The following is a 24,233-nucleotide window of genomic DNA, read 5'->3' as shown; positions in this document are numbered from 1 at the left end:
TTCAGGCGGCCGCCAGCGCGGCCGCCAATTCCTTCTTCTGATGGCGGATCTTCCAATGCGGACGGTCCGCCATCATCTTTTCGGCCAGGGCCAGGCCCAGCCGGTAATGGCCGCGCGCCTTGCAGCGGGCCAGGAAATCGGCCCGCCAGGGCATGGAGTCGCGCCGCGCGCGCATCAGGCGGGCAAAGGCGGGCAGCTCAAGCCGCGCCTCGAAAGCGGCCAGCGAGACGGGTTTCAGAAGCCCCATCTTCAGCAGGCCGGGCGGCAGCTTGTGGCCCATGTGCCGCATCGGCAGGAAGGTGACATGCGGCGCGTCAAGCGCTGCGGCATGGGCGCGGTCTTCCGGCTGGGTCGGGTCGAAGGCGATATAGGCGCGGCTGGCCGCGCGCAGGCCCTGGGCCGCATCGCCGAAGGGCAGCGACCAGTCGGTGGTCTGCCGCGCATGGCGATAGCGCGTCTCATAGGGGCAAAGCGCGGGATCGAGGCTGCGCTGCGGGGCGAAGGCCATCACCGTGCAGCCCGGCGCCAAGGGCGCGAAGGCCAGGGCGGCGAAGCCCCCCATCGACGAGCCATACATCGACACGGCCGGGAAGCGGCGGAAGAAGCCGTCATCGCGCAGATCGGTCAGGGCGCCGATCACCTGGCGGTCGCGGTACCAGTCGCGGCGTTTGATCTGCAGGCCCAGAACGTCAAAGCCCTGGGCGGTCAGGAATTTCTGGCCCCAGATGATCCGGTCATCCATTTCGCGCACCGCGGCCAGATTGTCGAAACTGACCACCAGCCTTTCGCCGCGTCCGGGCAGATAGGTCAGGACGTGATGGTCCAGCTCCAGCATGAAGCCGCCCAGATCGGCGACGCGCTGGCGCTGAAGTGCGAAAGCATCGACCGCGACCGGCGCCTCGGCATCCTCATCTGGGCCTGCGGCCTCGTCTCCGAAATCGTCGCTGCGGTCGTCGCTGCGCATGCCTGCCTCTTTTTCGCACAGGATAGCGCCAGAGGGCCGGGCCGGGCAACGGGTCAATCGGCGGGTCAATCGGCGGGTCAATCGGCGCGCGGATAGCCCGGGCCCCAGACCCGGGCCGTCTCGCGCGCAAGGGTGGCGGTCTCGGCTGCGGCCAGGCGGTGCAGGGCCGCATCGGGGCAGCCGGTGCGGGCCAGCGCGCGGGTCCAGGCGCGGCGCAGGCTGCGCGCGCTCCAGGGCAGGGCGGCCTGGGCCGCCCATTGCCGCAGGGCCGGGGGCAGCGCGTCATGATCGCGCATCGGATCGCCCGCGCGGGCCCGGGCGCGGGGCGAGGCGAGGTTGCGCATCAGGCCGCCCGGCGGCCCCAGGCGGGGAAGGGATCGGGCAGGCCGGCCCAGGCGGCGGGGACAAAGCCCGGCGCGCCGACCAGCGCCGCATCCAGCGCGGCCCGGATCGCCGCCTCGTCCATGCCATGGCCGATGAAGACGATTTCCTGCCGGCGGTCGCCCCAGGGTTCCTGCCATTTCGCCGCCATTTCGCGCAAGGCCTCGGGGTGGTCGGGCCAGCGGTCGCGCGGCACGCCCGCCCACCAGCGGCCCAAGGGAGCCACCGAGGACACCGCCCCCGCCAGCGAAAACTCGGCCACCCAGTCGGGCCGCGTCGCCAGCCAGAAATGCCCCTTGGCCCGGATCACCCCGGGCAAGGCGCCATTCAGCACCGCATGCAGCCGTGCCGGGTGGAAGGGCGCGCGGGCGCGATAGGTGAAGGAGGAAATGCCGTATTCCTCGGTTTCCGGGGTATGATCGGCGAAGCCGTACAACTCCTTGGCCCAAAGCGGATGGGTCGCGGCGCGGTCGAAGTCGAACAGGCCGGTGTCGAAGATCGCCTCGGGCGCGACATGGGCGTGATCCGTCTCGATCAGGCGCGCGTCGGGGTTCAGCGCCTTGATGATCTTGCGCGCGGCATCGGCGCGGTCGGGCCCGGCATCGGTGATCTTGTTCAGCACGACGACATCGGCGAATTCGATCTGCTCGGTCAGCAGCGTCACCAGCGTGCGCTCGTCGCCCTCGCCGGCGGTTTCGCCGCGGTCGGCCAGGAAATCATGGCTGGAAAAATCGCCCAGAAGGTTGATCGCATCCACCACGGTGACCATGCAATCCAGCCGCGCGACATCGGACAGGCTGTCGCCCGCCTCGTCGCGGAAATCGAAGGTCGCGGCGACGGGCAGCGGTTCAGCAATGCCGGTGGATTCGATCAACAGATAGTCAAAGCGCCCTTCAGCCGCCAGCTTGCGGACCTGGTCCAACAGGTCGCCGCGCAGGGTGCAGCAGATGCAGCCATTCGACATTTCGACCAGCTTTTCCTCGCTGCGCGACAGGCTGCTGCCTTCGCGGATCAGATCGGCGTCGATGTTCACCTCGGACATGTCGTTGACGATCACCGCGACGCGGCGGTCCGAGCGGTTGTTGAGGATGTGGTTCAGCAGCGTGGTCTTGCCGGCGCCAAGGAAGCCGGACAGGACGGTGACGGGCAGGCGGGTGTCGGGGCGGGGCATCTGGGCTCTCGGAATGGTTATGATATAACGTTACTATTGCGGGCCGCGAAGGGCAAGCCCTGCCAGTTGCAAATGAGAAGCATGTGTAACTGATTGTTATCATTGACACTCTTTGCCCAATTGCCTAAGTCGCCCGCATCGGGGAGTAGCAGCCGCCAGACCGGGCGGAGGCGTGTCAACATTCTCGCAGCGGATCTGCGTGGCACGACCTAGCCTGACAGGGCCTTGCAAGACCGTGGCGAAGCGACCCTGCGGGCGGGGTCCGTTCCTTGCCCGGATCAGCCCAGAGGATCTTGTGATGACCCCGGTTTCCATCGGCGTTCTGGCCGTTTCCATGTCGGTTGACGCCTTCGTGGCGGCGCTTGGCCGGGGCGCCAGCCTGCGCCGGCCGGGCGTGGGGTTCGCGCTGCGCACCGGGGTGATCTTCGGCCTGATCGAGGCGATCACGCCCCTGATCGGCTGGGCGCTGGGCATGGCCTTCAGCCAATATGTGGCGGCGGTGGATCACTGGATCGCCTTCGCGCTGCTGGGCGCGGTGGGCGGGCATATGGTCTGGCAGGCCTGGCGCGGCGGCGCGGCCGAGGACCGGGCGCCGCTGACGCTGTGGGCCACGGTGGTCACGGCGATTGGCACCTCGATCGACGCGATGGCGGTGGGCGTGTCACTGGCCTTCCTTGAGGTCAATATCCTGGTGATCGCCGCGGCGATCGGCTGCACGACGATGCTGTTCAGCTCAACCGGGATCCTGGCCGGCCGCTATCTGGGCCGCCAGTTCGGCCGCCTGGCCGAGACCCTGGGCGGCTGCGCCCTGTTCGCCCTGGGCGCGCTGATCCTGGTCGAGCATCTGGCGGGATAGGGCGGTCAGTCGCCGGTCTTTTCGCGCAGGATCGCGATCAGCGGCTCGAACCCGTAGATCGCCGGCCGGCGACCCGCGCCGGGCACGATCTGCGACAGGATGCCCAGCTGGCGCAGCTTGCGCGACATGTTTGCCGCGACATGGGACGGGATCCGGTCGTGGCTGGTGACGCGGTTGTTCTGGAAGCTGGAGGGGGCCATGTTGGCCGGGCCCGTGCCTTCACGACAAGAAAAGGCCCCGCGGTGTTCCGCGGGGCCTTGATTGTACAGGGTGTGAAAGAAATCAGCCTTCGGCGGCTTCTTCTTTCTTCTCCGGCGCGATCTCGGCGCCGGTTTCCTGATCGACCATCTTCATGCCCAGGCGAACCTTGCCGCGTTCGTCGAAGCCCAGAAGCTTGACCTTCACTTCCTGGCCTTCCTTCAGCAGCTCGTTCGGATGGTTCAGCCGCTTGCCCGAGATCTGCGACACATGGACCAGACCGTCGCGCTTGCCGAAGAAGTTCACGAAAGCGCCGAAATCGACCAGCTTCACCACCTTGCCGGTGTAGATCTGCCCGACTTCCGGTTCCGCCACGATCGACCAGATCATGTCATGCGCCTTCTTGATCGCCGCCGCATCCGACGAGGCGATCTTGATCACGCCGTCATCATTGATGTCGACCTTGGCGCCCGAGACTTCCACGATCTCGCGGATGACCTTGCCGCCCGAGCCGATCACTTCACGGATCTTGTCGGTCGGGATGGTCAGCGTTTCGATCTTCGGCGCATAGGCCGAGAAACCGGCCGGAGCGGCCAGCGCCTTGTTCATCTCGCCCAGAATATGGATCCGGCCGTCGCGGGCCTGCGCCAGCGCCTGCTTCATGATCTCGGGCGTGATGCCGGCGATCTTGATGTCCATCTGCAGCGAGGTGATGCCGGCTTCGGTGCCCGCAACCTTGAAGTCCATGTCGCCGAGGTGATCCTCGTCGCCCAGGATGTCGGTCAGCACGGCGTAGGAGCCGTCATCTTCCAGGATCAGGCCCATCGCCACGCCGGCAACCGGCGATTTCAGCGGCACGCCCGCATCCATCATCGACAGCGAGCCGCCGCAGACGGTGGCCATCGAGGACGAGCCGTTCGATTCGGTGATCTCCGACACGATGCGGATCGTATAGGGGAATTCCGTCGCCGGCGGCAGAACCGCCTGCAGCGCGCGCCAGGCAAGCTTGCCATGGCCGATCTCGCGGCGGCCGGGCGAACCCACGCGGCCCACTTCGCCAACCGAATAGGGCGGGAAGTTGTAATGCAGCAGGAAGTTCGAACGGAAATTGCCGTTCAGCGCGTCGATGATCTGCTCATCCTCGCCGGTGCCCAGGGTCGCCACGCAAAGCGACTGGGTTTCGCCGCGGGTGAACAGGGCCGAGCCATGGGTGCGCGGCAGGGCGCCGGTCTCGATGGTGATCGGGCGCACGGTCTTGGTGTCGCGGCCGTCGATGCGGATGCCGTTCTTCACCACGTCGCCGCGGAGGATGGACGATTCAAGCTTCTTGATCGCCGAGCCGAGGTTGATGTCGGCCAGATCTTCTTCCGACAGCGTGCCCTTGATCGCGTCGACCGCGGCCGAGATGGCGTTGGTGCGTTCCTGCTTGTCCTTCAGCGCGAAGGCGGCACGCATCTGCGCCTCGCCCGCGGTCTTCACCTTGTCGTAGAGCGCGGCGTAATCCGGCGGGGCGAAGTCGAAGGGTTCCTTCGCGCATTCTTCCGCGAAGTCGATGATCAGGTCGATGACCGGCTGCATCTGCTCGTGGCCGAAGACGACGGCGCCCAGCATTTCCTCTTCGGTCAGCTCATAGGCTTCGGATTCGACCATCATGACCGCATCCTTGGTGCCGGCCACAACCAGATCGAGCCGCTGCTCGGGGTTGTCGCGCAGCTTGGTCATGTCGTCCATCGGCGGGTTCAGGACATAGGCGCCCTTCGAGAAGCCGACGCGCGCGGCGCCGATCGGGCCCATGAACGGCACGCCCGAGATGGTCAGCGCGGCCGAGGCGGCGATCATCGCGACGATGTCGGGATCGTTGACCAGGTCGCAGGACAGGACGGTCGCCATGACCAGGACTTCATTCTTGAAGCCCGGAACGAACAGCGGGCGGCAGGGCCGGTCGATCAGGCGGGAAACCAGGGTTTCCTTTTCGCTCGGACGGGCTTCGCGCTTGAAGAAGCCGCCCGGGATCTTGCCGGCGGCGTAGTATTTTTCCTGATAATGCACGGTCAGGGGGAAAAAGTCCTGGCCGGGCTTGGGGGCTTTGGCGAAGGTCACGTTGGCCATGACCTGGGTTTCGCCAAGCGTCGCGATGACCGAACCATCGGCCTGGCGCGCAACCTTCCCCGCTTCCAGCGTGAGCGTGTCATGGCCCCACTGGATGGATTTCTTGGTAATGTTGAACATAAGGTTTCCTCTTGCGGGCTTTCCCATCCCCTGACGGGTGCCGCGCGTGTCTGGCGGCCCCATTGCCGCCGCCCCAATCCTGATGCATGTGCCCGGGGCCAAGGGCGTCACGTCACAGATGGCCGGGGCCATACAGGAAATCGGGCGGGATGGGAAGCAGAGAGATTCGCGGTCAGGCTTTGCGCAGGTTGTCCCTGAACCAGTCGACAAGCGCGCCGAAATCGATTTCCCCCGCGGCGACGGCAACGACAAGGTCATCGATGGGGGCGTCGTCAGGAATGGCGAGCCTGTATCCGCTGCGAGCGATCAGGAGTTCGACCAGCAGCCAGGCTGTCCGCTTGTTGCCATCGACGAAGCCGTGATTGCCCACCATGCTGTGCAGGACGGCAGCGGCCTTGCGAGCCATCGGGCGATGATAGCCCGAATAAGGTCGAGCGAGTGCGGATTCGATTAGGTGCAGGCTGGTGATCCCGTCGCGCCCGCCATAGCGCAGGGCTTCGTCATGGGCAGTCAACGCGTCGGCCAATGTCAGCCGATAGTGCATCTACCGATCGGCCAGGCGCTTGAGTGCGTCGCGTCGCCGGCCGGAAGCCTCGTCGACCACCGCTTGCGACTTCGGACTGGGCATTGAAGTCCCTTCGGCGCTGCGAACATCGACAAGACGGCCGCCCGAACTTTCTCGGGTGACCCAACCCCCGGTCACTTTCGATACACTAAGTTCGGCGGAGGCGAGTTTGCCGGTCGTTCGACGCACGACTTTGCCTTTGCGAAGATCATTTGCCAATTTCGTTCCCCGGGCTTCGGCCTTTGGCCAAAAGATGTGGTGTTCTGGGCTACAAGACAAGCCAATCATGAGCGCCCAAATGAAAACGCCCGCACCTTTCGGCACGGGCGTTTCCTTGAACCTTGCGGCTGGCCTTAGCGGCGCAGGCCCAGGCGGCCGATCAGCGCGGTGTAGCGCGATTCGTCCTTTTTCTTCAGATAGTCCAGCAGCTTGCGGCGCTGGGCGACCAGCATCAGAAGGCCACGACGCGAGTGGTTGTCCTTCTTGTGGGTCTTGAAATGCTCGGTCAGCGTCGCGATGCGCGACGACAGGATCGCAACCTGCACCTCGGGCGAGCCGGTGTCGCCTTCCTTGGTGCCGTATTCCTTGATCAGGCGGGTCTTTTCTTCAACAGTGATCGACATCGGATGCTCCTTTCGGGTTACGATGACGGCACAAGCCGGGATGTCGTCCAGCAGGGCCCTTGACCGCCCTTGCGGGGCGGATGCGCGCCTATAGGGGAAAACGCGCCCAAAGGGAAGAGCCGCGATGCGGCCCACCATCCGCCCCACCCGCCGGCGCATCGGCGCCAAGCTGTCTGCCGCATTTGTCGCAATTGCCGCGGGGCGGCCGCTTTGCGGAAACGGCCGATTCGTGCTATTCGGATCCTGATTTCATACGCGCTATCAAATGGTTAACAAATCCTTGCGTTAACCTTGGCGGCGCGGCTGTGGGTGAAGGACGGGTGATGCTGGGGTTGATCAGCCTGCTGGGGGCGGTTTTTGCCGGGGTCGTGGCCGAAGGGGTTCTGGCCATCGATCAGACCGCCAATTCCGACGACGAGGACGACACATCCGCGGACCCGCCCGCCGATGGTGGCGGCGACCTGCTGCAAGACGATTCTGCACAGGGGGCGGCGGCGGGATCGGCAGAAGACAGCGACGGCATTCACACAAGTGACGATCCGGTGCCGGCCGATGCGGCGGTCAGCCTGCAGGGCGGGGCGGGCGATGATCTGCTGGATGGTGCGGGCAATGACGACGGGATCTGGGGCGGCGGCGGCAATGACCAGATCAATGCCGGGGCCGGACAGGATCTGATCGGGGGCGAGGCCGGCGATGACATTCTTTGGGCCGGCGCGGGCGATGACACGCTGTCGGGCGGGGCGGGCGATGACGTCTTGCAGGGCCAGGACGGCAACGATCTGGCGCAGGGCGGCGATGGGGCCGATGCGCTGGCGGGCGGGGAAGGCGATGACAGAATGTCGGGCGAAGACGGGGCGGATACGCTGCTGGGCGGCGGCGGTGCCGACAGCCTGGACGGCGGCGCGGATGCGGATTGGCTGGCCGGCGGCGATGGCGATGATTCGCTGGCCGGTGGCGCGGGGGCGGATACGCTGGATGGCAATGCCGGCGCCGATTTTCTGTCGGGCGTCTTTCCCGAAGGCGATGATGACGGTGCCGATTTCCTGAATGGCGGCGAGGACGACGATGGGCTGCTGCTGGGCGCCGGTGACCAGGCCTCGGGCGGGGCGGGGGCGGATACGTTCACGCTCAGCCAATGGCTGGACGAGGGCGCGGGCGATCCGGCGGCGATCAGCGATTACGATGCGGCCGAGGATCAGATCGTGGTGGTCTACGATGCGCAGGCCCATGCCGACCCGCAGCTGACGGTCGAGCCGGTCGAAGGGCAGGATCTGTCGCGCATCTTCCTGGACGGGACCGAACTGGCCACGGTCAATGGTGTGGTGGACCTGGCCGATATCCAGCTGCTGGCGGCCTGAACGGGCGCGGCGCCGGGCTTAGACCCAGGGGTCCAGCGCCCGGGCGCGGGCGACGTAAAGCGGATGGCGCGGCTGGCCGGCGCCGGTCAGGCCCAGATGGAACAGCGGCTTGCCGGCGGCGCGCAGCAGCGGCAGGACGGCGGCATGGCGCTGACGGAAGCCGCCGTGATTGCCCCAGGCGCACAGGAGATGGTCGGCCCAATCCGCCGCCTCGGCCAGCGCCCGGTCGGCCAGCGGCCCCTGCGGATCGGCCGTGGCCTTCAGCGCGCGCGGATCGGTGGCGCGGAAGGCAAACAGATTTACCACCCGGAACGCGCCATAGCCCAGATCGCGCGCCCGCGCCTCGCACCGGGCGACGGTCGGATCATTGGCCAATTCGCTGGCGGTCGAGGGGTTCAGCATCACGAAAGCCAGCCGCGGCGCCTGGGCCTGCCAGCAGCGGGTCAGCGCGTAGCGATAGGATTGGCAGGCGGAATAGGCGGCCTCGGACAGGGTGCCCCCAGCCGCATGCCGGCGCAGGATCACCGGTTGAACACCCGGTTCGGATGCAACTCGCCGTCGCGATAGACGCCCACCGCCAAGGCCTGGCCCTGGTCCGAAGCCCAGGCGGCCTCGCCCCAGGGCAGATGGCCCAGCACGCGGCCGGCATTGCCATGGCGCAGCCGCACCGCCCCTTCGGGCGTGGCTTGCAGCTGCGGCAGGTCGCCCAGGGCGATCTCCAGCGGCAACAGCGCCTCGTCCTGCCGGCCGGCCTCGGCCAGGGCGCGCAGGGCGTCGGGCGTCACGGCATCTTCGGCGCGGAACGGGCCCGACCAGCTGCGGCGCAGCCATTGCACATGGCCAAGACAGCCCAGCACCGCGCCCAGATCGCGGGCGATCGCGCGCACATAACCGCCCTTGCCGCAGACCATCTCAAGATCGGCATGATCGGCATCGGGCTGGTCCAGCAGCTCCAGCCGATCCACCCACAGGGGCCGCGCTGCCAGATCCATCTGCACGCCTTCGCGGGCCAGGTCATAGGCCCTTTCGCCATCGACCTTCACCGCCGAGACCTGCGGCGGAACCTGCGAAATCTGGCCGCGGAAGCCGGGCAGGGCGGCCAGGATATCGTCGCGCGACGGGCGCAGGGCCGAGGTCGCCAGAACCGCCCCGGCGGCATCGTCGGTCGAGGTCGCGGCGCCGAAGGTCACCCGGAAGCGGTAGCATTTCAGCGCCTCGGCGATCAGCGGCACGGTCTTGGTGGCCTCGCCCAGCGCCACGGCCAGAACGCCGGTCGCGTCGGGGTCCAGCGTGCCGGCATGGCCGGCCTTCTGCGCCTCGAAGGCGCGGCGCACCAGGCTGACCACCTCGGTCGAGCCCATGCCGGCGGGCTTGTCCACCACCACCCAGCCATGGACCGGGTTTCCCTTGCGCTTGCGGGCCATGCCCTAGCCTTTCGCGATCACGGTGCCCAGGATCGGCCCCATCGGGAAGCCGCCATCATGGCGTTTCAGGTCGGGCGCATAAAGGCGCGAGATATTGCCGTCGAAATACAGCGCGTCGCGCAGGCCCAGATGGTCGCGGAAGAACCGGGCGAAGAGGTGGAAATTCACCGCCTGGTTGGAAATCGCGAAGACGGCGCGCTTGCCGTCTTTCGACACGCCCACGCCGTTGCGGATATAGGTGGAATCGCTGCTGGCCAGGAATTTCGGATGCAGCTTGCCGCCGATCACCAGCATCGGGCCCGATTGCGTGGCATAGCGGCAATCGGGCGCCTCGGCCTTGAAGGTGCGGCTTTCGATCACCCGGTAGCGGCCCTTGCCCCAGCAGAAGACGCCATTCGGCAGCAGGCCGAAATTCCCCGGCCCGGCGCTGGTGATCAGCGGCGACAGCTCGACCCCATCGGCGCGGTACAGGCCCACCGGCGACAGGTCGCGGTGATACATGCCGGCATTCATCGCAAAGCCCAGGGTCTGGCCCTTCTGCGCCAGGGCCTGGTCGATGGCGCGGAAACTGCCATAGGGGCCTGAAGCGCCGGAATGGAACAGCTGCAGGTCATCGCCGGGCCCGACTTCGCACAGGGTGAAAGAGATCCCCTCGAACTGGTCATCGTGGCAGGCCTGGGCCGCGGATGGCGCGGCAAGGGTCAGAAGCGCCAGGATCAGGGCAAGAAGCGCAGGCATGGTTCAGTCGCGCGCCCCGTCTCCGTCTGCGTCCCCGTTCTGATCCTCGGCGTCATCCGGCTGCGCGATGTCGCGCGCCACCGCCGGGTCCGAGAACATGCGACGGGTGTCGTCCAGCCGGTCGAAGGTTTCATCCGGACGGAAGCGCAGGTCGGGGGCGTATTTCAGCGTCATGTCCTGCGCGACGCGATGGCGCAGCTCGGCCTTGTTGCGGGCCAGCGCGGCGATGGCTTCGGCCACCGGAACCGAGCCCATCAGCGGCATGACATAGACGGTGGCGATCTTCAGATCGGGCGAGCAGGACACTTCGCCCACGGTGATCGACATGGCGTTCAGCTCGGGGTCGTGGATCTCGGCCCGGTTCAGCACGTCGGACAGGGTGCGGCGGATCAATTCGCCGACGCGCAGCTGGCGCTGCGAGGGGCCTTGCCCCGTATGGGTGCGCTTGTTGGACATTTGCCCGACATAGGGCCTTTCGCGGCGGCCCGCAACGGCGGGGTTTCGGTGCGGGCGGTTGGGCGCTAAAGCGGGGGCCAGCGCAGGAGGTGAAGATGAGCGAGATGCCGGGACTGGTGGTCACGGGCGTGTCGGGCCGGATGGGCCGGATGCTGGCGCAGGTGGTGCAGGACAGCGGCAAGGCGCGGCTGGTGGCGGGCCTGGTGCGCGAGGGGCATGACTGGGTCGGGCGCGATCTGGGCGAGGCGATGGGCGGGCCGGCCTGGGGCGTCAAGGCGACCGACGATCCGGTCGAGGCCTTTGCCCGCGCGCAGGGCGTTCTGGATTTCACCCGCCCCGCGGCGACGGTGGACTATGCCGGGCTGGCCGCGCAGGCGCGGGCGGTGCATGTGATCGGCACGACCGGGCTTGAGCCGGCGGATCTGGAGAAGATCGCGGCGGCCGCGCGCCATGCGGTGGTGGTGCGGGCCGGGAACATGAGCCTGGGCGTCAATCTTCTGGTGAAGATGGTCGAGAAAGTGGCCGCGGCGCTGGACGAGGATTGGGATATCGAAGTGATCGAGGCGCATCACCGGATGAAGGTCGATGCGCCCTCGGGCACGGCGCTGATGCTGGGCGCGGCCGCGGCCAAGGGGCGCGGGGTGGATTTCGAGACGGCCAAGGTTTCGGGGCGCGACGGAATCACCGGCGCGCGCGACCGCGGCACGATCGGCTTTTCGGCGATCCGCGGCGGCGATATCGTGGGCGAGCATGACGTGCTGTTTGCCGGCGCGGGCGAGCGGGTGGTGCTGCGCCATGTGGCGACGGACCGGGCGATCTTCGCGCGCGGCGCGCTGCGGGCGGCGCTGTGGGGCCAGGGCAAGAAGCCCGGGCAATATGACATGATGGACGTGCTGGGTCTTTGAGGGGAACCGATTTTCTACGAAAATCAGGGCGCCTAGAAATCGATGGCGAGGCCCTTTTTCTCCCAATCGCCATAGCGCACCGGCTCGGGCCCCGCTTTGCGGCCGCCATATTCCTTGGGCAGAGCGGCTTCGGTCGCGGCCTTGCGGCGGGCCTCGGCCTCGGCCAGGGCGCGCTGGGCGGCGGGGGGAAGATCTTGCGCCGGGTTTTGCGCCGGGTCTTGCGTCGGGTCGGCCATGGTCGGGTTTCCTTGTGCCGGGGTCCGGGCTGATATAGGGCGCCGGGGCGGCGGGTGCAAAGGGAATGGCCATGGCAGAAGGCGTGCGGGCGCGGGCGGCGGCATTGGCGATGCTGGATGCGGTCCTGGGCGAGGGGCAGATGCTGGCCGCGCTGCCGGCGCCGGATCTGCCGCCGGCCGACCGGGCGCGGGCCTTGCGGCTGGCCGATGCCACGCTGCGGGCGCTGGAGTCGGCCGACCGGGCGCTGGCCCCGCATCTGCGGAAGGCGCCGCCTCTGACGGTGCGCAACCTGTTGCGGCTGGCGGTGGTCGAACGCGCCCAGGGGGCTGCGGGCCATGGTGTCGTGAATGCCGCGGTCGAAATCGCCAAGCGCGGCGGCAAGACCCGGCATCTGGCCGGGCTGGTCAATGCCGTGTTGCGGGCCGTGCCCGAGGGACCCTTGCCGGGCGTGCAGAAACTGCCGCGCTGGCTGCGCCAACCGCTGGTCCATGCCTGGGGGCGCGAGGCGGTGACGGAGATGGAGACGGTCTTCGCCGCCGAGCCGCCTTTGGACCTGACGCTGCGCCCCGGGGCCCTGGCGCCCGAGGGCGAGGCCTTGCCCACGGGCAGCCTGCGGCTGACGGCACCCGGCCAGGTTTCGGCCCTGCCGGGCTATGAGGCCGGGGGCTGGTGGGTGCAGGATGCCGCGGCCGCCCTGCCGGCGCGGCTGCTGGCGGCGCAGCCCGGCGAGCGGGTGCTGGATCTGTGCGCCGCGCCGGGCGGCAAGACCTTGCAGCTGGCGGCGGCGGGGGCGCGGGTCACCGCGCTGGACATTTCGGGCCCGCGGATGGCGCGGCTGCGCGACAATCTGGCGCGGACCGGGCTGTCGGCCGAAATCGTGGTGGCCGATGCTTTGGACTGGTCACCGGACGGCGCTTTCGATGCGATCCTGCTGGACGCGCCCTGTTCCGCGACCGGAACGGTGCGGCGCCACCCGGATCTGCCCTTCGTCAAGGACGGGTCGGAAATCGCCGGCCTGGTCGACTTGCAGGCGCGGCTGCTGGACCGGGCGCTGGCCTGGCTGAAGCCGGGCGGGCGGCTGGTCTTCGCAACCTGCTCGCTGCTGCCGGACGAGGGCGAGGGCCAATTGGCCGCGGCGCTGGCGCGGCATCCGGGGCTGGGGACCGAGCGGATGGCCTTGCCCGGCGTGGACGAGACCTGGTGGACGGAAGACGGCGGGCTGCGGCTCAGGCCGGATTACTGGGCCGCGCAGGGCGGGATGGACGGGTTCTTCATCGCGCGGCTGCGGCGCGGCTAAAGCCCCGCTTCGGCCGGGGGCAGGCCGAAGATCCGCGCCGCGATCACCGGCCAGTCGCCCTGCAAAAGCGCCTCGCCTTCGGTCAGGATCAGATCGCTGCGTGCCACGTCTGCGCCGTTCACGGTGACCGGCCCCAGCGCGTATAGCGCCAGCAGACCGCCGGCGGGAAGCCGGTCGTTCTGGGCAAGGATCACCTCGGGGGCGGGCAGGCTGACAGCGGTCATCACGTTGAAATCGTCGGATTGCTGGCCCTGCGTCTCGGTCGCCACAACCGGCAGATCGCCCGGGAAGGCCACCGGCACCAGCGGGTCGCAGCGCAGATCCAGCCCCGGGCCGGTCAGCCGGAAGCCGGGGCCGGACAGCACGGTCAGGTTGCGGGCGATGCCGGGAAAGACGGAAAACGGCCCGTCTTCCACCACCGCGGCGCGCGACAGGCGCAGAAGCAGGCCGGCGGGCGTCTGGATCCGCAGCATCTCGGTCGTGGTGCCGGCGCCGTTCTTCCAGGCTTGGCGCGTGTAATCGGCTTGGGTCAGGTGGCGCATCTGGGATCCGAGGACAGGGCGGAGGGACCGCGATCTAGGGCAGGAAAGCGCTGATCGCCGGGATCAGCGCCGGATCAAGCGGCAGCGCGGGATTGGCATAGGTGGCGAAAGGCTGGCCGGGCAGATCGTCTTTCAGCATATGGGTGGCCAGGGGCAGATCCTGCCGCCGCGCCTGCGGCATGGCGCGGGCCAGGATATCGGCATCGGCGGGTGTGACCTGAATGTCGCGCCCGCCCTGCACGATCAGCGCCGGCCCCGACCAGCCCGCGGCCAGTTGCGCCGGATCATGGGCGAAGACGTCGATCAGATAGGGTTGCAGCTCGGGCGGAAAAAGCGGGCGCAAGGGCAGCGGAATCGTCTGGGCCGGGCGCGGCGTTCCGGCCTCAAGATCAGCGACGATGGCGCGCATCTCGCCCATCAGGAAGAACATCGCCGGATTGGCGGCCACTTGTTCGACCATCAACTGCCCGACCTTGCGGCCCGGCGTGGCCAGCAGGATCACCCCGCACAGGCCCGGCGGCGGATCGCCCGCGGCCAGCAGCGCCACCAGCCCGCCTTCGGAATGGCCCATCAGCCAGACACAGGGCGCCAGCCCCTGCGCCTCGACCACCCAGGCGCGGGCATCGGCGGCATAATCGGCCAGGGTCACCGCATTCGGATCGGCAATCGCGCCGGCGCTGGAAAACAGCCCGCGCTTGTCGATCCGGACCGAGGCGATGCCGGCCTCGGCCAGGCCCTCGGCCAGCAGCCTGTAGGTGTCGGACCGCACCAGCGGGCCATTGCCGTCGCGATCGGTCGGGCCCGAGCCGGGGATCAGCACCACGACATGGCGCGCGTCCTGAACCGCGATCGCCTGGGCTGCAAGCGGGCCAAGCGGGCCGGGGATCTGCATCTCGACCGCGCCGACCGGGGCGGAAAGGAACAGGGCGGCCAGGGCCTGGGCCAGGGGGAAGGGTTTCATTCGGCGGCCGCCTTGCCCAGGGCGGGCGGCGCGGACAGGCCGGGCGCCAGTTCCTCGAAATCGAAATTGTCCAGCCGGCGGGCGCGTTTGGCGGCCTTGTCCGACGAGATCTTGATCTCGTCCAGGTCTTTCGCGGCCTGGCCGAAATGCCGATCCAGGTTTTCCACCCGCTGCGACAGCCGGTCGACATCGCCGTAAAGCAGCGACAATTCCTTGCGGATCGCGCCGGCCTGTTCGCGCATGCGGGCGTCTTTCAACACGGCACGCATCGTGTTCAGCGTGGCCATGCAGGTGGTGGGCGAGACGATCCAGACCTTCAGCCCAAAGCCTTCGCGCACGATTTCCGGGAAATTCGCGTGCAATTCGGCATAGACCGCTTCCGAGGGCAGGAACATCAGCGCCCCGTCGGCGGTTTCACCTTCGACGATGTAGCGCTCGGCAATGGCGCGCAGATGCTGGCGCACCGCCCCGCGCAGCAGCGTGGCGGCTTCCTGCTGCTGGCGCGGCGTCTGGGCGCGGCGCAGCGCCTCATAGGCCTCAAGCGGGAATTTCGCGTCGATGACGATGGGGCCGGGGGGCTGCGGCAGATGGATCAGGCAATCGGCGCGACGGCCGTTCGAAAGCGTGGCCTGCATCGTGTAGGAATCCGAGGGCAGGGCCTTTTGCACGATGTCATGCAGCTGGATCTCGCCAAAGGCGCCGCGGGTCTGCTTGTTCGACAGGATATCCTGCAAAGACAAGACATTGCCCGACAGCTTCTCAATATTGGCCTGCGCCTTGTCGATGGTTTCCAGCCTTTGCTGCAATTCGCCCAAGGACCGCGCGGTGCGGGTGGCGGTGCCGTGCAGGGCCTCGGTCATCTGGCGCTGCACATCGGCCAGGCGGCTTTCCATCAGCCGCAGCAGCGACGACTGGCTGTGTGCCGCGGCTTCCGAGACATGGGTCAGCCCGCCGGTCAGCCGCTCCTGGCCTTCGGACAGGGCCTGCACGCGCTGGCCCATGAAGATCAGCTCGCGCAGCATCGGCTCGGCGCTGCGCGCGCTGCGGCGGGCGGCGCGCAGGATCAGCAGCAGCGCAAGCGCAAGGCCCAGAAGAGCGGCGCCGGGGATCAGGATCTCGGGCGCGGTCCAGGCATAGGTCTGGCCAAAGAGCGTGATCATCTTCGGCCGAACAGCCGTTCGATATCGTGCAGTTTCAACTCCACCCAGGTGGGGCGGCCATGGTTGCACTGGCCGGAATTCGGCGTGGATTCGATTTCGCGCAACAGGGCGTTCATCTCCTCGGGGCGCAGCTGCCGGCCCGAGCGGACCGAGCCATGGCAGGCCATGCGTGACAGGACGGCGTCGATCCGCGCGCGGGTCAGCTGGCTGGCGCCCTGGTCGGCCAATTCGTCCAGAATGTCGCGCAACAGCGCCTCGCCATTCACGGCGCCCAGCACAGCGGGGGTTTCGGTGATGGCGACGGCCGCGCCGCCGAAGGGTTCGACCGTCAGCCCGGCTTCGGCCAGCTGCGGGGCGGCCGACAGGATCAGTGCGGCATCGGCGGGCGAGAGGCTGACGATTTCGGGGATCAGCAGCGCCTGGCGGGCGATGCCGTTTTCGTCAAGCTGGCGTTTCAGCCGTTCATAGACCAGCCGTTCATGCGCGGCATGCTGGTCGACGATGACCATGCCGGTGGCGGTTTGCGCGATGATCCAGTTTTCATGCAACTGGGCGCGGGCGGCACCCAGGGGATGGGCGCTGTCCTCGGGCGCGGGGGCGGCGGCGTCTTCGGCGATGCGGGCCTGGGGCGCCTCGGCAAAGCCGGGGGCGGGCGACTGGAAGGCGTAGGATTGCGCCAGCGTGGCCTGGCTGGGGCGCGGGTCAAGCGAGGGGTATTGCGGCCAGGGGCGCGGGGCGGGTTGCGGGCCGGCCTGTGGTTCGGGGCGGAAGGCGGCCAGGGTCTCGCTGGCCAGCGTGGTGGCCGAGCGCGGCGCGGCGCTGGACAAAGCGGTGCGGAGCGCGGTGATGATCAGGCTGCGCGCCGCATCGGGTTCGCGGAAACGCACCTCGGCCTTGGCGGGGTGGACGTTCACATCGACGCGCTGCGGATCGGCGATCAGGTTCAGCACCGCCGCCGGGTGGCGGTCGCGCGACAACACGTCGAAATAGGCGGCCCGCAGCGCGCCCAGCAGCAGCCGGTCGGTGACGGGGCGGCTGTTGACGAACAGATATTGCTGGGCCGAAGAACCGCGGGAATAGGTGGGCAGCGCCGCATAGCCCGCCAGGCGCAGCCCGTCGCGGGTGGCGTCGATGGGCAGGGCGTTGGCGGTGAAATCGGCGCCCAGAAGCCGGGTCAGCCGGCGGTGCAGCGCATCGAACAGATCGCCCGTTTCCGGGTCGAGCCGCAGGATGGTGCGGGGGCCATCGGCGGTGACCTCGGTCAGGGTGAAGCCCACCGTCGGCTCGGCCATGGCCAGACGCTTCACCGCTTCGTGGATCGCCTGGGCCTCGGCCCGGTCGCTGCGCAGGAATTTCAGCCGCGCCGGGGTGGCGTGGAACAGGTCGCGCAGTTCCACGACCGTGCCGCGGGTCAGCGCGGCGGGGCGGGGCGGGGCCAGACGGCCGCCATCGCAGGTGATCCGCGCCCCTTCGGCGCCCTGGGCGCGCGAGGTGATGGTCAGCCGGCCGACCGCGCCCAGAGAGGGCAGCGCCTCGCCCCGGAAGCCGAAAGAGCGGATGTCGAGAAGGTCGGAACCGTCGATCTTTGACGTGGCATGGCGGGTCAGCGCAAGCGGCAGGTCCTCGGCCGTCATGCCGCAGCCATCGTCGGTGACGCGGATCAGCGTCTTGCCGCCATCGCTGTATTCGACCGAGATCCGGCCGGCGCCCGCGTCGAGCGCGTTTTCCACCAGTTCCTTCACCGCCGAGGCCGGGCGTTCCACCACCTCGCCCGCGGCGATGCGGTTCACTGCCGCCTCATCCAGCTGGCGGATCACCGGGCGCCCGGCGGCGCCCGTTATCTTGGGGGTGTGAAGGGTCATCCGTATATATCTAGCAGGTGACCCCGAGTCGCGAAAGCCAAAGCGCGGCCGGGCAGCGGGCGATTTTTCGCCGAAAAATCGCGCCCCGCCCCGGCGGTGCCTAGGGGGTCGAGGTCAGGCCGGTGGGCTGGCCCACCACCACGAAATGCAGCTGGTCGGGCTGGTACAGCCGCTTGGCCACGCGCTGCACGTCTTCCAGCGTGATCGCCTCGATCTTGTCATTCCGCGTGTCGACATAGTCGATCGGCAGATGGTCCAGCTGCATCCCGGCCAGAATGCCGGCAATCGGCCCGTTGCCGGAAAAGCGCAGCGCATAGCTGCCGGTCAGATAGGTCTTGGTCTCGTCCAGCTCTTGCTGGGTGATGCCTTCGGCCGCGATCCGCGCCCATTCGGCCTTGACCACATCCATCGCCGGCCCGGCCTTGTCATTCGAGGCCGAGAACTGGCCCAGATACAGATCGGCCAGATCCATCGGGATAAGCCAGGTGCCGATCCCATAGGTCAGACCGCGCTTTTCGCGCACTTCGCGCATCAGCCGCGAGGAAAACCGGCCGCCGGCCATGACTTCGTTCAACAGATAGGCGGCGAAGAAATCGGGATCGTCGCGGTCGATGCCCTGATGGCCGAAATAGACCACCGATTGCGGCGAGGGGAAATCGACCACGGTCACCCCGGGTTTCAGCAGCCAGGGCGCGGGGCCGGGTTGCGGCGCGCCGGTGGCGGGCAGGCCGCCCAGAAGCCGGTCGATCACCAGGCCCAGCTCTTCGGCGGTGATGTCGCCCGCGGCGCCGATCACCACCCGGTCGCGAGCCAGCGCGCCCTTCCAGGCCGCGATCACATCGTCGCGGGTCAGGGCGGTGACACTGTCGACCGTGCCCTCGCCGGCCGAGGCATAGGGATGGTCGCCGAAGGCCAGACGGTCGAAGCTGCGGCTGGCGATGGTGCCGGCATCCTTTTCATCCGAGCGCAGCCCGGACAGAACCTGTTCGCGCACCCGGTCGACCGCATCCTGATCGAAGCGCGGATCGGTCAGGGCCAGGGCCAGCAGATCCACCGCCTGATCGCGATTCTCGGTCAGGAACTTGGCCGAAACCGAGAAGGCATCATTGCTGGCATCGAAGCGGAAGCTGGCGGCCAGCGCGTCGCGCGCCTCGGCGAAACCGCGGCTGTCCAAATCGCCGGCGCCTTCCTCGATCAGGCCCGCCATCAGATTTGTCGCGCCGCGCTTGCCCGGCGCATCCAGCGAGGTGCCGCCGACAAAGCGAATTTCCAGCGCGGTGAAGGGGATGCCGTGATCTTCGACCAGCCAGGCCTTCACCCCGCCGGGGCTGGTGACTTCCTGGATCTTCATTTCCGCCAGGGCGGGGGTGGCAAGGGCCAGGGCGAGGGCGGCAAGAACGGGGCGCAGGAAGCTCATTTCACGGCCTCTTCGGGCTGGGTCAGCCAGCCGGTGACCGAGGAATTGCGGTTCAGAACCTGATGCGCGGCGGCCATCACGTCTTCGATCGTCACGCCCGCCAGCACCTCGTCGAAGCCCTGGATGTCTTCGACCGACAGGCCGATGGTCAGTTCTTCGCCATACATGTTCGCCAGGCCCTGCAGATCGTCCTTGCCATAGATTTCCGAAGCGCGGATCTGGGTCTTGATCCGTTCGAACGCGGCCGGATCGGGGCCTTTCTGCAGGAAATCGGCCAGGGTCGCGTCCACGGCCGCCTCGGCCGCCTCAAGCGTGACGCCGGGGGCGGGCACGACATAAAGGCCGAACGTGCCATCGTCGATCGAGGTGCCGTCATAGAAGGCCGAGGTATAGACCGCGGTTTGCGTGTCAAACTGCAGCGCGCGGGCCAGAACCGAGGTCTGCCCCGATCCGCCCAGCAACTCGGCCAGAATCAGCAGCGCCGCCGCTTCGTCCTGGTCGCCCGGATTGCGTTCCGGGGCCAGATAGACGCGGTAGACATAGGGATTCGAGACCCGCTCGTCGGCCAGTTTCAGGCGGCGTTCGGCCAGTTGCGGCGGCTCTTGCGGGCGGATGCGCGGGGCGATGCCGTCCGAAGGCGCGATGGGGCCATAGTATTTCTCGGCCAGACGCCTGACCTCATCGGGGGTCACGTCGCCGGCGATGATCAGCGTCGCATTGTTGGGCGCGTAATATTTGCGATACCAGGCCAGGGCGTCGTCGCGGCCGAGCCCTTCCATCTCGTGACGCCAGCCGATGATCGGGATGCCGTAATGGCTGTTCAGGAACAGCGCCGCCCGCATCTGTTCGCCCAGAAGCGCGCCCGGATCGCTGTCGGTGCGCTGGGCGCGTTCTTCCAGAATCACCTGACGCTCGGTGGTGACGTCATCTTCCGTCATGCGCAGGTTGCGCATCCGGTCGGCTTCCATCTCCATCACCATTTCCAGCCGGTCGGCGGCGATGCGCTGGTAATAGGCGGTGTAATCCCACGAGGTGAAGGCATTGTCATCGCCGCCCTGCTGCTCGATCAGGGCCGAGAACATGTTGGGCGGGATCTTTTCGGTGCCCTTGAACATCAGATGTTCCAGGAAATGCGCGATGCCGGATTTGCCGGGCATCTCATCGGCGGCGCCGGCGCGATACCAGATCTGCTGCACCACCAGGGGCGCGCGGTGATCTTCGATCACCACCACATCCAGCCCGTTGTCGAGACGGAAGGTGGTCACCTGCTCGGCCAGGGCCGGGGGGGCAAGAAGGGCGGTCAGAAGCACCAGCGGCTTCAGGGCCAGGAAGGGGAACAGGCGCATGCGGGCTCCGGGAAGGGCCGGCCCCGCCGGGCCGGGGTTGCGGCGCGAGGGCCTATTTCTCGTCCTTGCCCCGCGGCGGGGCCGAGGGCGTCAGCAGGCCGCGCTTGCGCCAATAGGCCAGCTCGGTCTGCTGATCGAGCGCCATATCGGCATAGGCCTTGTAATAGACATTCAGGTTGAACAGCCGTTCCAGCACCCGGCCATTGTTGTCGCGCCGCCATTGCAGATCTTCGCCGGCCAGCGTCGAGCGGATGCCGCCATCGACGCCGAAACGGCCGGCATGGGCGTAAAGCGCGCCATCGGTCGACGGCACGCCGCCCGCCTGGGCCTGCGGCTTGCCGCCCAGCGCCACGATCGCATCGGCTTCGGGCGTGGGATCGGTGCGGTTGTTGCCACCCGGGGTGGGCGGCGGCAGATCGGCCAGAGTGTCGGGCATCATCAGCGGCTTGGGGGGCACGATGGCGAATTCGTCCGGCCCTTCGGTCGACCGCAGATTCATCAGCTTGGGGTCGCCCTTCTGGCCGCAAGCGGCAAGAAGCGCCAGCACCGCAACGCTCGCGATGGCCGTCACGCCCCGTCCTGCCCGCATTCGCCTGCCTCCGCCCGTCGTCTTACGGCCTTGTCCGGCCCTTCGCCCATCGTCTTAGCGCAAGTGTCCGGCCCCGTCACGGGGTCTTTCGGTCACGTTTCCCGCGCTTTGGCGGATTTCCCGCCCCCCGCGCCGGACCGCCTGCGAACAGCACCAGCCCGAAGGCCCCGGCGAAGATCGCGATATCGGCGATGTTGAAGGCGAAGGGATTCTCGATCCCGCAGCAGGACATGTTCAGGAAATCGGCCACCGCGCCATAGGCCAGCCGGTCGATCACATTGCCCAGGGCGCCGCCGATCAGGATTCCGGCCGAGACCTGCACCAGGGCCGAGGGAGTCGTGCGTCGCACCCACAGCCAGACCCAGGCCGAGATCACCAGCGCCACCGCGATCAGCAGCCAGCGCGTCAGATCGCCCTCGCCGGTGAACAGGCCGAAATTGATGCCGCGATTCCAGGCCATGCGGAAATTCAGGAACGGCGGCAGCACGTCGATTTCGCCGCGGTTGCGCAGGTCAAGCCCATGCACGATCAGGACTTTCGAGACCTGATCGGCGGCCAGTGTCAGGGCTGCGGCAAGAAGGGCGATCCGCATGCGATCAGTGCCGGAAATGGCGCTGGCCGGTCAGCACCATGGCCAGGCCCAGCCGGTCGGCCGCCGCGATCACATCGGCATCCTTCAGGCTGCCGCCGGGCTGGATCACCGCTTTCACGCCATTGGCCGCCAGAACCTCGATCCCGTCGGGGAAGGGGAAGAAGGCGTCAGACGCCGCGACCGAGCCGATGGCGGGGCTTTCCGCCAGGCCCAGGGCCGTTGCGATTTCCGCCGCCTTGCGCGCGCCGATCATGGTCGAATCGACCCGGCTCATCTGGCCCGCGCCCACGCCCACGGTGGCGCCGTCCTTCACATAGACGATGGCGTTCGACTTGACGTGCTTGGCGACCTTCCAGGCGAAGAACAGGTCTTCCAACTCCTGCGCGGTGGGCGCGCGTTTGGTGACCACCTTCAGATCGGCCGGCGTGATGCTGTCCACGTCCGAATCCTGCACCAGGAACCCGCCCGAGACCTGACGGAAGGCCAGCATCCCCTGTTTCGGGTCGGGCAGGCCTTCGGTCGTCAGCAGGCGCAGGTTCTTCTTGGCGGCGAAGATCGCCTTGGCCTCGTCGCTGGCGCCGGGGGCGATGACGACTTCGGTGAAGATCTTGACGATTTCCTCGGCCGTGGCGGCATCCAGCGGCTGGTTCAGCGCCACGATGCCGCCGAAGGCCGAGGTCGTGTCGCAGGTATAGGCGCGCTGATAGGCCTGGGCGAGGGTTTCGCCCCGGCCGACGCCGCAGGGGTTGGCGTGTTTGATGATGGCGCAGGCCGGGCCTTGGCCGGCAAACTCCGCCACCAGTTCAAAGGCCGCGTCGGTATCGTTGATGTTGTTGTACGACAGTTCCTTGCCCTGCCATTGCTTCGCCGTGGCGACGCCGGGCCGGGACGATCCGTCGCGGTAGAAGGCCGCCTGCTGATGCGGGTTCTCGCCATAGCGCAGGGTCTGGGCCAGGGTGCCGGCAAAGCTGCGGTAGCGGGGCGCGGTTTCGTCCAGGGCGCCGGCCAGCCAGGTCGACACGGCGGTGTCATAGGCGGCGGTGCGGGCATAGGCGGTCAGCGCCAGGCGCTGGCGGAAGCCGTAGGTCGTGCCGCCGTGATCGGTGATCTGGGCCAGCACCGCGGCATAATCCTGCACATCGGTCACCACGGCCACGAAAGCGTGGTTCTTGGCCGCGGCGCGGATCATCGCCGGGCCGCCGATGTCGATATTCTCGACGCAGGTGGCGTAATCGGCGCCCTTGGCCACGGTTTCCTCGAACGGATACAGGTTCACCACCAGCAGGTCGATCGCGCCGATGCCATGGGTCTCCATCGCCGAGACGTGATCGTCATTGTCGCGCAGCGCCAGAAGCCCGCCATGCACCATCGGATGCAGCGTCTTGACGCGGCCATCCATCATTTCCGGGAATCCCGTCACCTCGGACACGTCGCGCACCGGCAGGGCCGCATCGCGCAGCGCCTTGGCGGTGCCGCCGGTGGACAGCAGTTCCACCCCATGGCCATGCAGCGCGCGGGCGAAATCGACCAATCCGGTCTTGTCGGACACCGACAACAGCGCGCGGCGCAGGCGGATCGGGGCGGTCGGGGCGGAAGAGACGGGGGCGGTGACGGTCATGCTGGTCCTCTGATGGCAGTCAGATGGGGACCGGATCGTCCCGGTCCAGGTCGCGGATGGCCAGCGGAGTATCCTGTGCCTTGGCCAAGGTCCAGCCGATCCGGGTCTCGATTTCCGTCACCGTGCCGGAAAGCACGATCTGTTGCGTCGGCCGCGGGGTCAGGCCGGTCTTTTCCAGATAGACCGAAGGCTCCAGCGCCAGGCGGCCCTGGCCGTCATGGCGGAAGACCCAGATCTCGCCCGAGCGCAGCGCCATCGACACGGCATTGCCGCCCATGTCCAGCCGCGCATCCACATCGGGATGCAGATGGAAGCGGATGGAAAAGCCGATGCCGGCCAGGTTCGACCGGGCCAGCACATCCTGCAGCCGGCGGCGCTGGGCTGCGGTCAGGGCAACCAGCGTGTCAGTGCCGCCCAGCCGGCGGCCATCGGCCGACAGGTGCAAGTCGCGCAGCGCGGTCAGGCCATGGGTGGCCGACCAGCCGTCATGGGCCAGATGCACCAGCGCGCCTTCACTGCCGGCGGCCTGGCGCAGATCGGTGACGCGGGCCGCATCGTCCAGCCGCGCCGACCCCGCGCTGCGCCCGAAGCGCGACGAGGACGACCCCGCCAGCGTCAGCGCCGAATGCGATTGCGTGGCCCGCCCCGCCAGCCGCCAATCGGCGCCGAAGGGCAGGCCCGAGCCGCAATTGACCACCAAGGGCCGGCGGCCCGAGGTCAGTTCGAACGCCGCGGTCGAGGCAT

Annotated in this window: 26 protein-coding genes; 4 read left to right on the top strand and 22 right to left on the bottom strand. The window is 68.0% G+C overall.

Going from position 1 to position 24,233, the window contains the following annotated elements; genetic code table 11:
- Position 1: 1 nt before the first annotated feature.
- The 3 genes from K1Y73_RS01960 to K1Y73_RS01950 form a co-directional block, all read right to left on the bottom strand.
- Entirely contained in the window at positions 2-964 is a 963-nt protein-coding gene (locus K1Y73_RS01960; RefSeq protein WP_225026236.1) for a hypothetical protein, read from the bottom strand.
- 77 nt (positions 965-1,041) lie between these two features.
- The gene (locus K1Y73_RS01955) at positions 1,042-1,308 is read right to left on the bottom strand and encodes a DUF6525 family protein (RefSeq protein ID WP_225026235.1); all 267 of its coding nucleotides are present in this window, start codon (positions 1,306-1,308) and stop codon (positions 1,042-1,044) included.
- Positions 1,308-2,516 carry a GTP-binding protein gene (locus tag K1Y73_RS01950; protein ID WP_225026234.1) on the bottom strand — a complete coding sequence of 403 codons (1,209 nt, stop codon included), beginning with the start codon at positions 2,514-2,516 and terminating at the stop codon, positions 1,308-1,310. Before K1Y73_RS01950 ends, K1Y73_RS01955 begins: the two co-directional genes overlap by 1 nt.
- Positions 2,517-2,814: 298 nt before the next feature.
- Between K1Y73_RS01950 and K1Y73_RS01945 the strand changes: the two genes are divergently transcribed.
- The gene (locus tag K1Y73_RS01945) at positions 2,815-3,372 is read left to right on the top strand and encodes a manganese efflux pump MntP (protein ID WP_225026233.1); all 558 of its coding nucleotides are present in this window, start codon (positions 2,815-2,817) and stop codon (positions 3,370-3,372) included.
- 5 nt (positions 3,373-3,377) lie between these two features.
- Here the strand turns inward: K1Y73_RS01945 and K1Y73_RS01940 are convergent, their stop codons facing one another.
- From K1Y73_RS01940 to rpsO, 4 genes are all read right to left on the bottom strand, one after another.
- Entirely contained in the window at positions 3,378-3,572 is a 195-nt protein-coding gene (locus tag K1Y73_RS01940) for a hypothetical protein (RefSeq protein ID WP_225026232.1), read from the bottom strand.
- An 82-nt stretch (positions 3,573-3,654) separates the two neighbouring features.
- Positions 3,655-5,799 carry a polyribonucleotide nucleotidyltransferase gene (pnp, locus tag K1Y73_RS01935; protein WP_225026231.1) on the bottom strand — a complete coding sequence of 715 codons (2,145 nt, stop codon included), beginning with the start codon at positions 5,797-5,799 and terminating at the stop codon, positions 3,655-3,657.
- A 172-nt stretch (positions 5,800-5,971) separates the two neighbouring features.
- A complete protein-coding gene (locus K1Y73_RS01930) occupies positions 5,972-6,343 on the bottom strand; it encodes a type II toxin-antitoxin system death-on-curing family toxin (RefSeq protein ID WP_225026230.1) in 372 nt (123 codons plus the stop codon).
- Positions 6,344-6,717: 374 nt separating this feature from the next.
- Entirely contained in the window at positions 6,718-6,987 is a 270-nt protein-coding gene (gene rpsO, locus K1Y73_RS01925; RefSeq protein WP_225026229.1) for a 30S ribosomal protein S15, read from the bottom strand.
- Between the two features lie 323 nt (positions 6,988-7,310).
- Here rpsO and K1Y73_RS01920 point away from each other — a divergent pair, with 323 nt between their 5' ends.
- Positions 7,311-8,345, top strand: coding sequence for a calcium-binding protein (locus tag K1Y73_RS01920; protein WP_225026228.1), 1,035 nt, complete (start codon positions 7,311-7,313; stop codon positions 8,343-8,345).
- Between the two features lie 18 nt (positions 8,346-8,363).
- On the opposite strand, the gene K1Y73_RS01915 is transcribed toward K1Y73_RS01920, so the two are convergent.
- Genes K1Y73_RS01915 through rbfA form a run of 4 tightly spaced genes read right to left on the bottom strand, consistent with a single transcriptional unit; the run spans position 8,364 to position 10,963 of the window.
- The gene (locus K1Y73_RS01915) at positions 8,364-8,870 is read right to left on the bottom strand and encodes a DUF1643 domain-containing protein (RefSeq protein ID WP_225026227.1); all 507 of its coding nucleotides are present in this window, start codon (positions 8,868-8,870) and stop codon (positions 8,364-8,366) included.
- Positions 8,867-9,769: a tRNA pseudouridine(55) synthase TruB gene (gene truB, locus K1Y73_RS01910; protein WP_225026226.1), complete on the bottom strand. Its 903-nt coding sequence runs from the start codon at positions 9,767-9,769 to the stop codon at positions 8,867-8,869. The genes K1Y73_RS01915 and truB overlap by 4 nt, the downstream gene beginning before the upstream one ends.
- A gap of 3 nt (positions 9,770-9,772) precedes the next feature.
- Positions 9,773-10,507: a phosphodiester glycosidase family protein gene (locus K1Y73_RS01905; protein ID WP_225026225.1), complete on the bottom strand. Its 735-nt coding sequence runs from the start codon at positions 10,505-10,507 to the stop codon at positions 9,773-9,775.
- 3 nt (positions 10,508-10,510) lie between these two features.
- Complete coding sequence (gene rbfA, locus K1Y73_RS01900; protein ID WP_225026224.1) at positions 10,511-10,963, bottom strand: 30S ribosome-binding factor RbfA; 453 nt, start codon at positions 10,961-10,963, stop codon at positions 10,511-10,513.
- Between the two features lie 95 nt (positions 10,964-11,058).
- Here rbfA and dapB point away from each other — a divergent pair, with 95 nt between their 5' ends.
- Complete coding sequence (gene dapB / locus K1Y73_RS01895; protein ID WP_225026223.1) at positions 11,059-11,868, top strand: 4-hydroxy-tetrahydrodipicolinate reductase; 810 nt, start codon at positions 11,059-11,061, stop codon at positions 11,866-11,868.
- Positions 11,869-11,900: 32 nt separating this feature from the next.
- On the opposite strand, the gene K1Y73_RS01890 is transcribed toward dapB, so the two are convergent.
- The gene (locus K1Y73_RS01890; protein WP_225026222.1) at positions 11,901-12,104 is read right to left on the bottom strand and encodes a DUF1674 domain-containing protein; all 204 of its coding nucleotides are present in this window, start codon (positions 12,102-12,104) and stop codon (positions 11,901-11,903) included.
- Positions 12,105-12,175: 71 nt separating this feature from the next.
- On the opposite strand from K1Y73_RS01890, the gene K1Y73_RS01885 reads away from it, so the two are divergent.
- On the top strand, positions 12,176-13,402 hold the full coding sequence (locus K1Y73_RS01885) for an RsmB/NOP family class I SAM-dependent RNA methyltransferase (protein WP_225026221.1): 1,227 nt from the start codon (positions 12,176-12,178) through the stop codon (positions 13,400-13,402).
- Here the strand turns inward: K1Y73_RS01885 and K1Y73_RS01880 are convergent.
- The 10 genes from K1Y73_RS01880 to K1Y73_RS01835 form a co-directional block, all read right to left on the bottom strand.
- On the bottom strand, positions 13,399-13,944 hold the full coding sequence (locus K1Y73_RS01880) for a HutD/Ves family protein (RefSeq protein WP_225026220.1): 546 nt from the start codon (positions 13,942-13,944) through the stop codon (positions 13,399-13,401). The genes K1Y73_RS01885 and K1Y73_RS01880 overlap by 4 nt on opposite strands.
- A 34-nt stretch (positions 13,945-13,978) precedes the next feature.
- Positions 13,979-14,905: an alpha/beta hydrolase gene (locus K1Y73_RS01875; protein ID WP_225026219.1), complete on the bottom strand. Its 927-nt coding sequence runs from the start codon at positions 14,903-14,905 to the stop codon at positions 13,979-13,981.
- On the bottom strand, positions 14,902-16,065 hold the full coding sequence (locus K1Y73_RS01870) for a DNA recombination protein RmuC (RefSeq protein ID WP_225026218.1): 1,164 nt from the start codon (positions 16,063-16,065) through the stop codon (positions 14,902-14,904). The genes K1Y73_RS01875 and K1Y73_RS01870 overlap by 4 nt, the downstream gene beginning before the upstream one ends.
- A complete protein-coding gene (gene mutL / locus K1Y73_RS01865; RefSeq protein ID WP_225026217.1) occupies positions 16,062-17,927 on the bottom strand; it encodes a DNA mismatch repair endonuclease MutL in 1,866 nt (621 codons plus the stop codon). Before mutL ends, K1Y73_RS01870 begins: the two co-directional genes overlap by 4 nt.
- A 100-nt stretch (positions 17,928-18,027) precedes the next feature.
- On the bottom strand, positions 18,028-19,344 hold the full coding sequence (locus tag K1Y73_RS01860) for a M16 family metallopeptidase (RefSeq protein WP_225026216.1): 1,317 nt from the start codon (positions 19,342-19,344) through the stop codon (positions 18,028-18,030).
- Positions 19,341-20,690 (bottom strand): M16 family metallopeptidase, encoded by a 1,350-nt coding sequence (locus K1Y73_RS01855; protein ID WP_225026215.1) that lies wholly within the window; start codon positions 20,688-20,690, stop codon positions 19,341-19,343. Before K1Y73_RS01855 ends, K1Y73_RS01860 begins: the two co-directional genes overlap by 4 nt.
- A 52-nt stretch (positions 20,691-20,742) precedes the next feature.
- Complete coding sequence (locus K1Y73_RS01850; protein ID WP_225026214.1) at positions 20,743-21,279, bottom strand: DUF3035 domain-containing protein; 537 nt, start codon at positions 21,277-21,279, stop codon at positions 20,743-20,745.
- A 76-nt stretch (positions 21,280-21,355) separates the two neighbouring features.
- Entirely contained in the window at positions 21,356-21,871 is a 516-nt protein-coding gene (lspA, locus tag K1Y73_RS01845) for a signal peptidase II (protein WP_225026213.1), read from the bottom strand.
- Positions 21,872-21,875: 4 nt separating this feature from the next.
- Entirely contained in the window at positions 21,876-23,489 is a 1,614-nt protein-coding gene (gene purH, locus K1Y73_RS01840; protein ID WP_225026212.1) for a bifunctional phosphoribosylaminoimidazolecarboxamide formyltransferase/IMP cyclohydrolase, read from the bottom strand.
- Positions 23,490-23,508: 19 nt separating this feature from the next.
- A partial coding sequence (locus K1Y73_RS01835) for a heparinase II/III family protein (RefSeq protein WP_225026211.1) occupies positions 23,509-24,233 on the bottom strand: 725 nt, incomplete at its 5' end.

It is taken from the genome of Xinfangfangia pollutisoli, assembly GCF_020179405.1.
GTDB classification, from domain to species: Bacteria; Pseudomonadota; Alphaproteobacteria; order Rhodobacterales; family Rhodobacteraceae; genus Pseudogemmobacter; species Pseudogemmobacter pollutisoli.
This window is presented reverse-complemented; position numbering and strand designations above follow the sequence as displayed.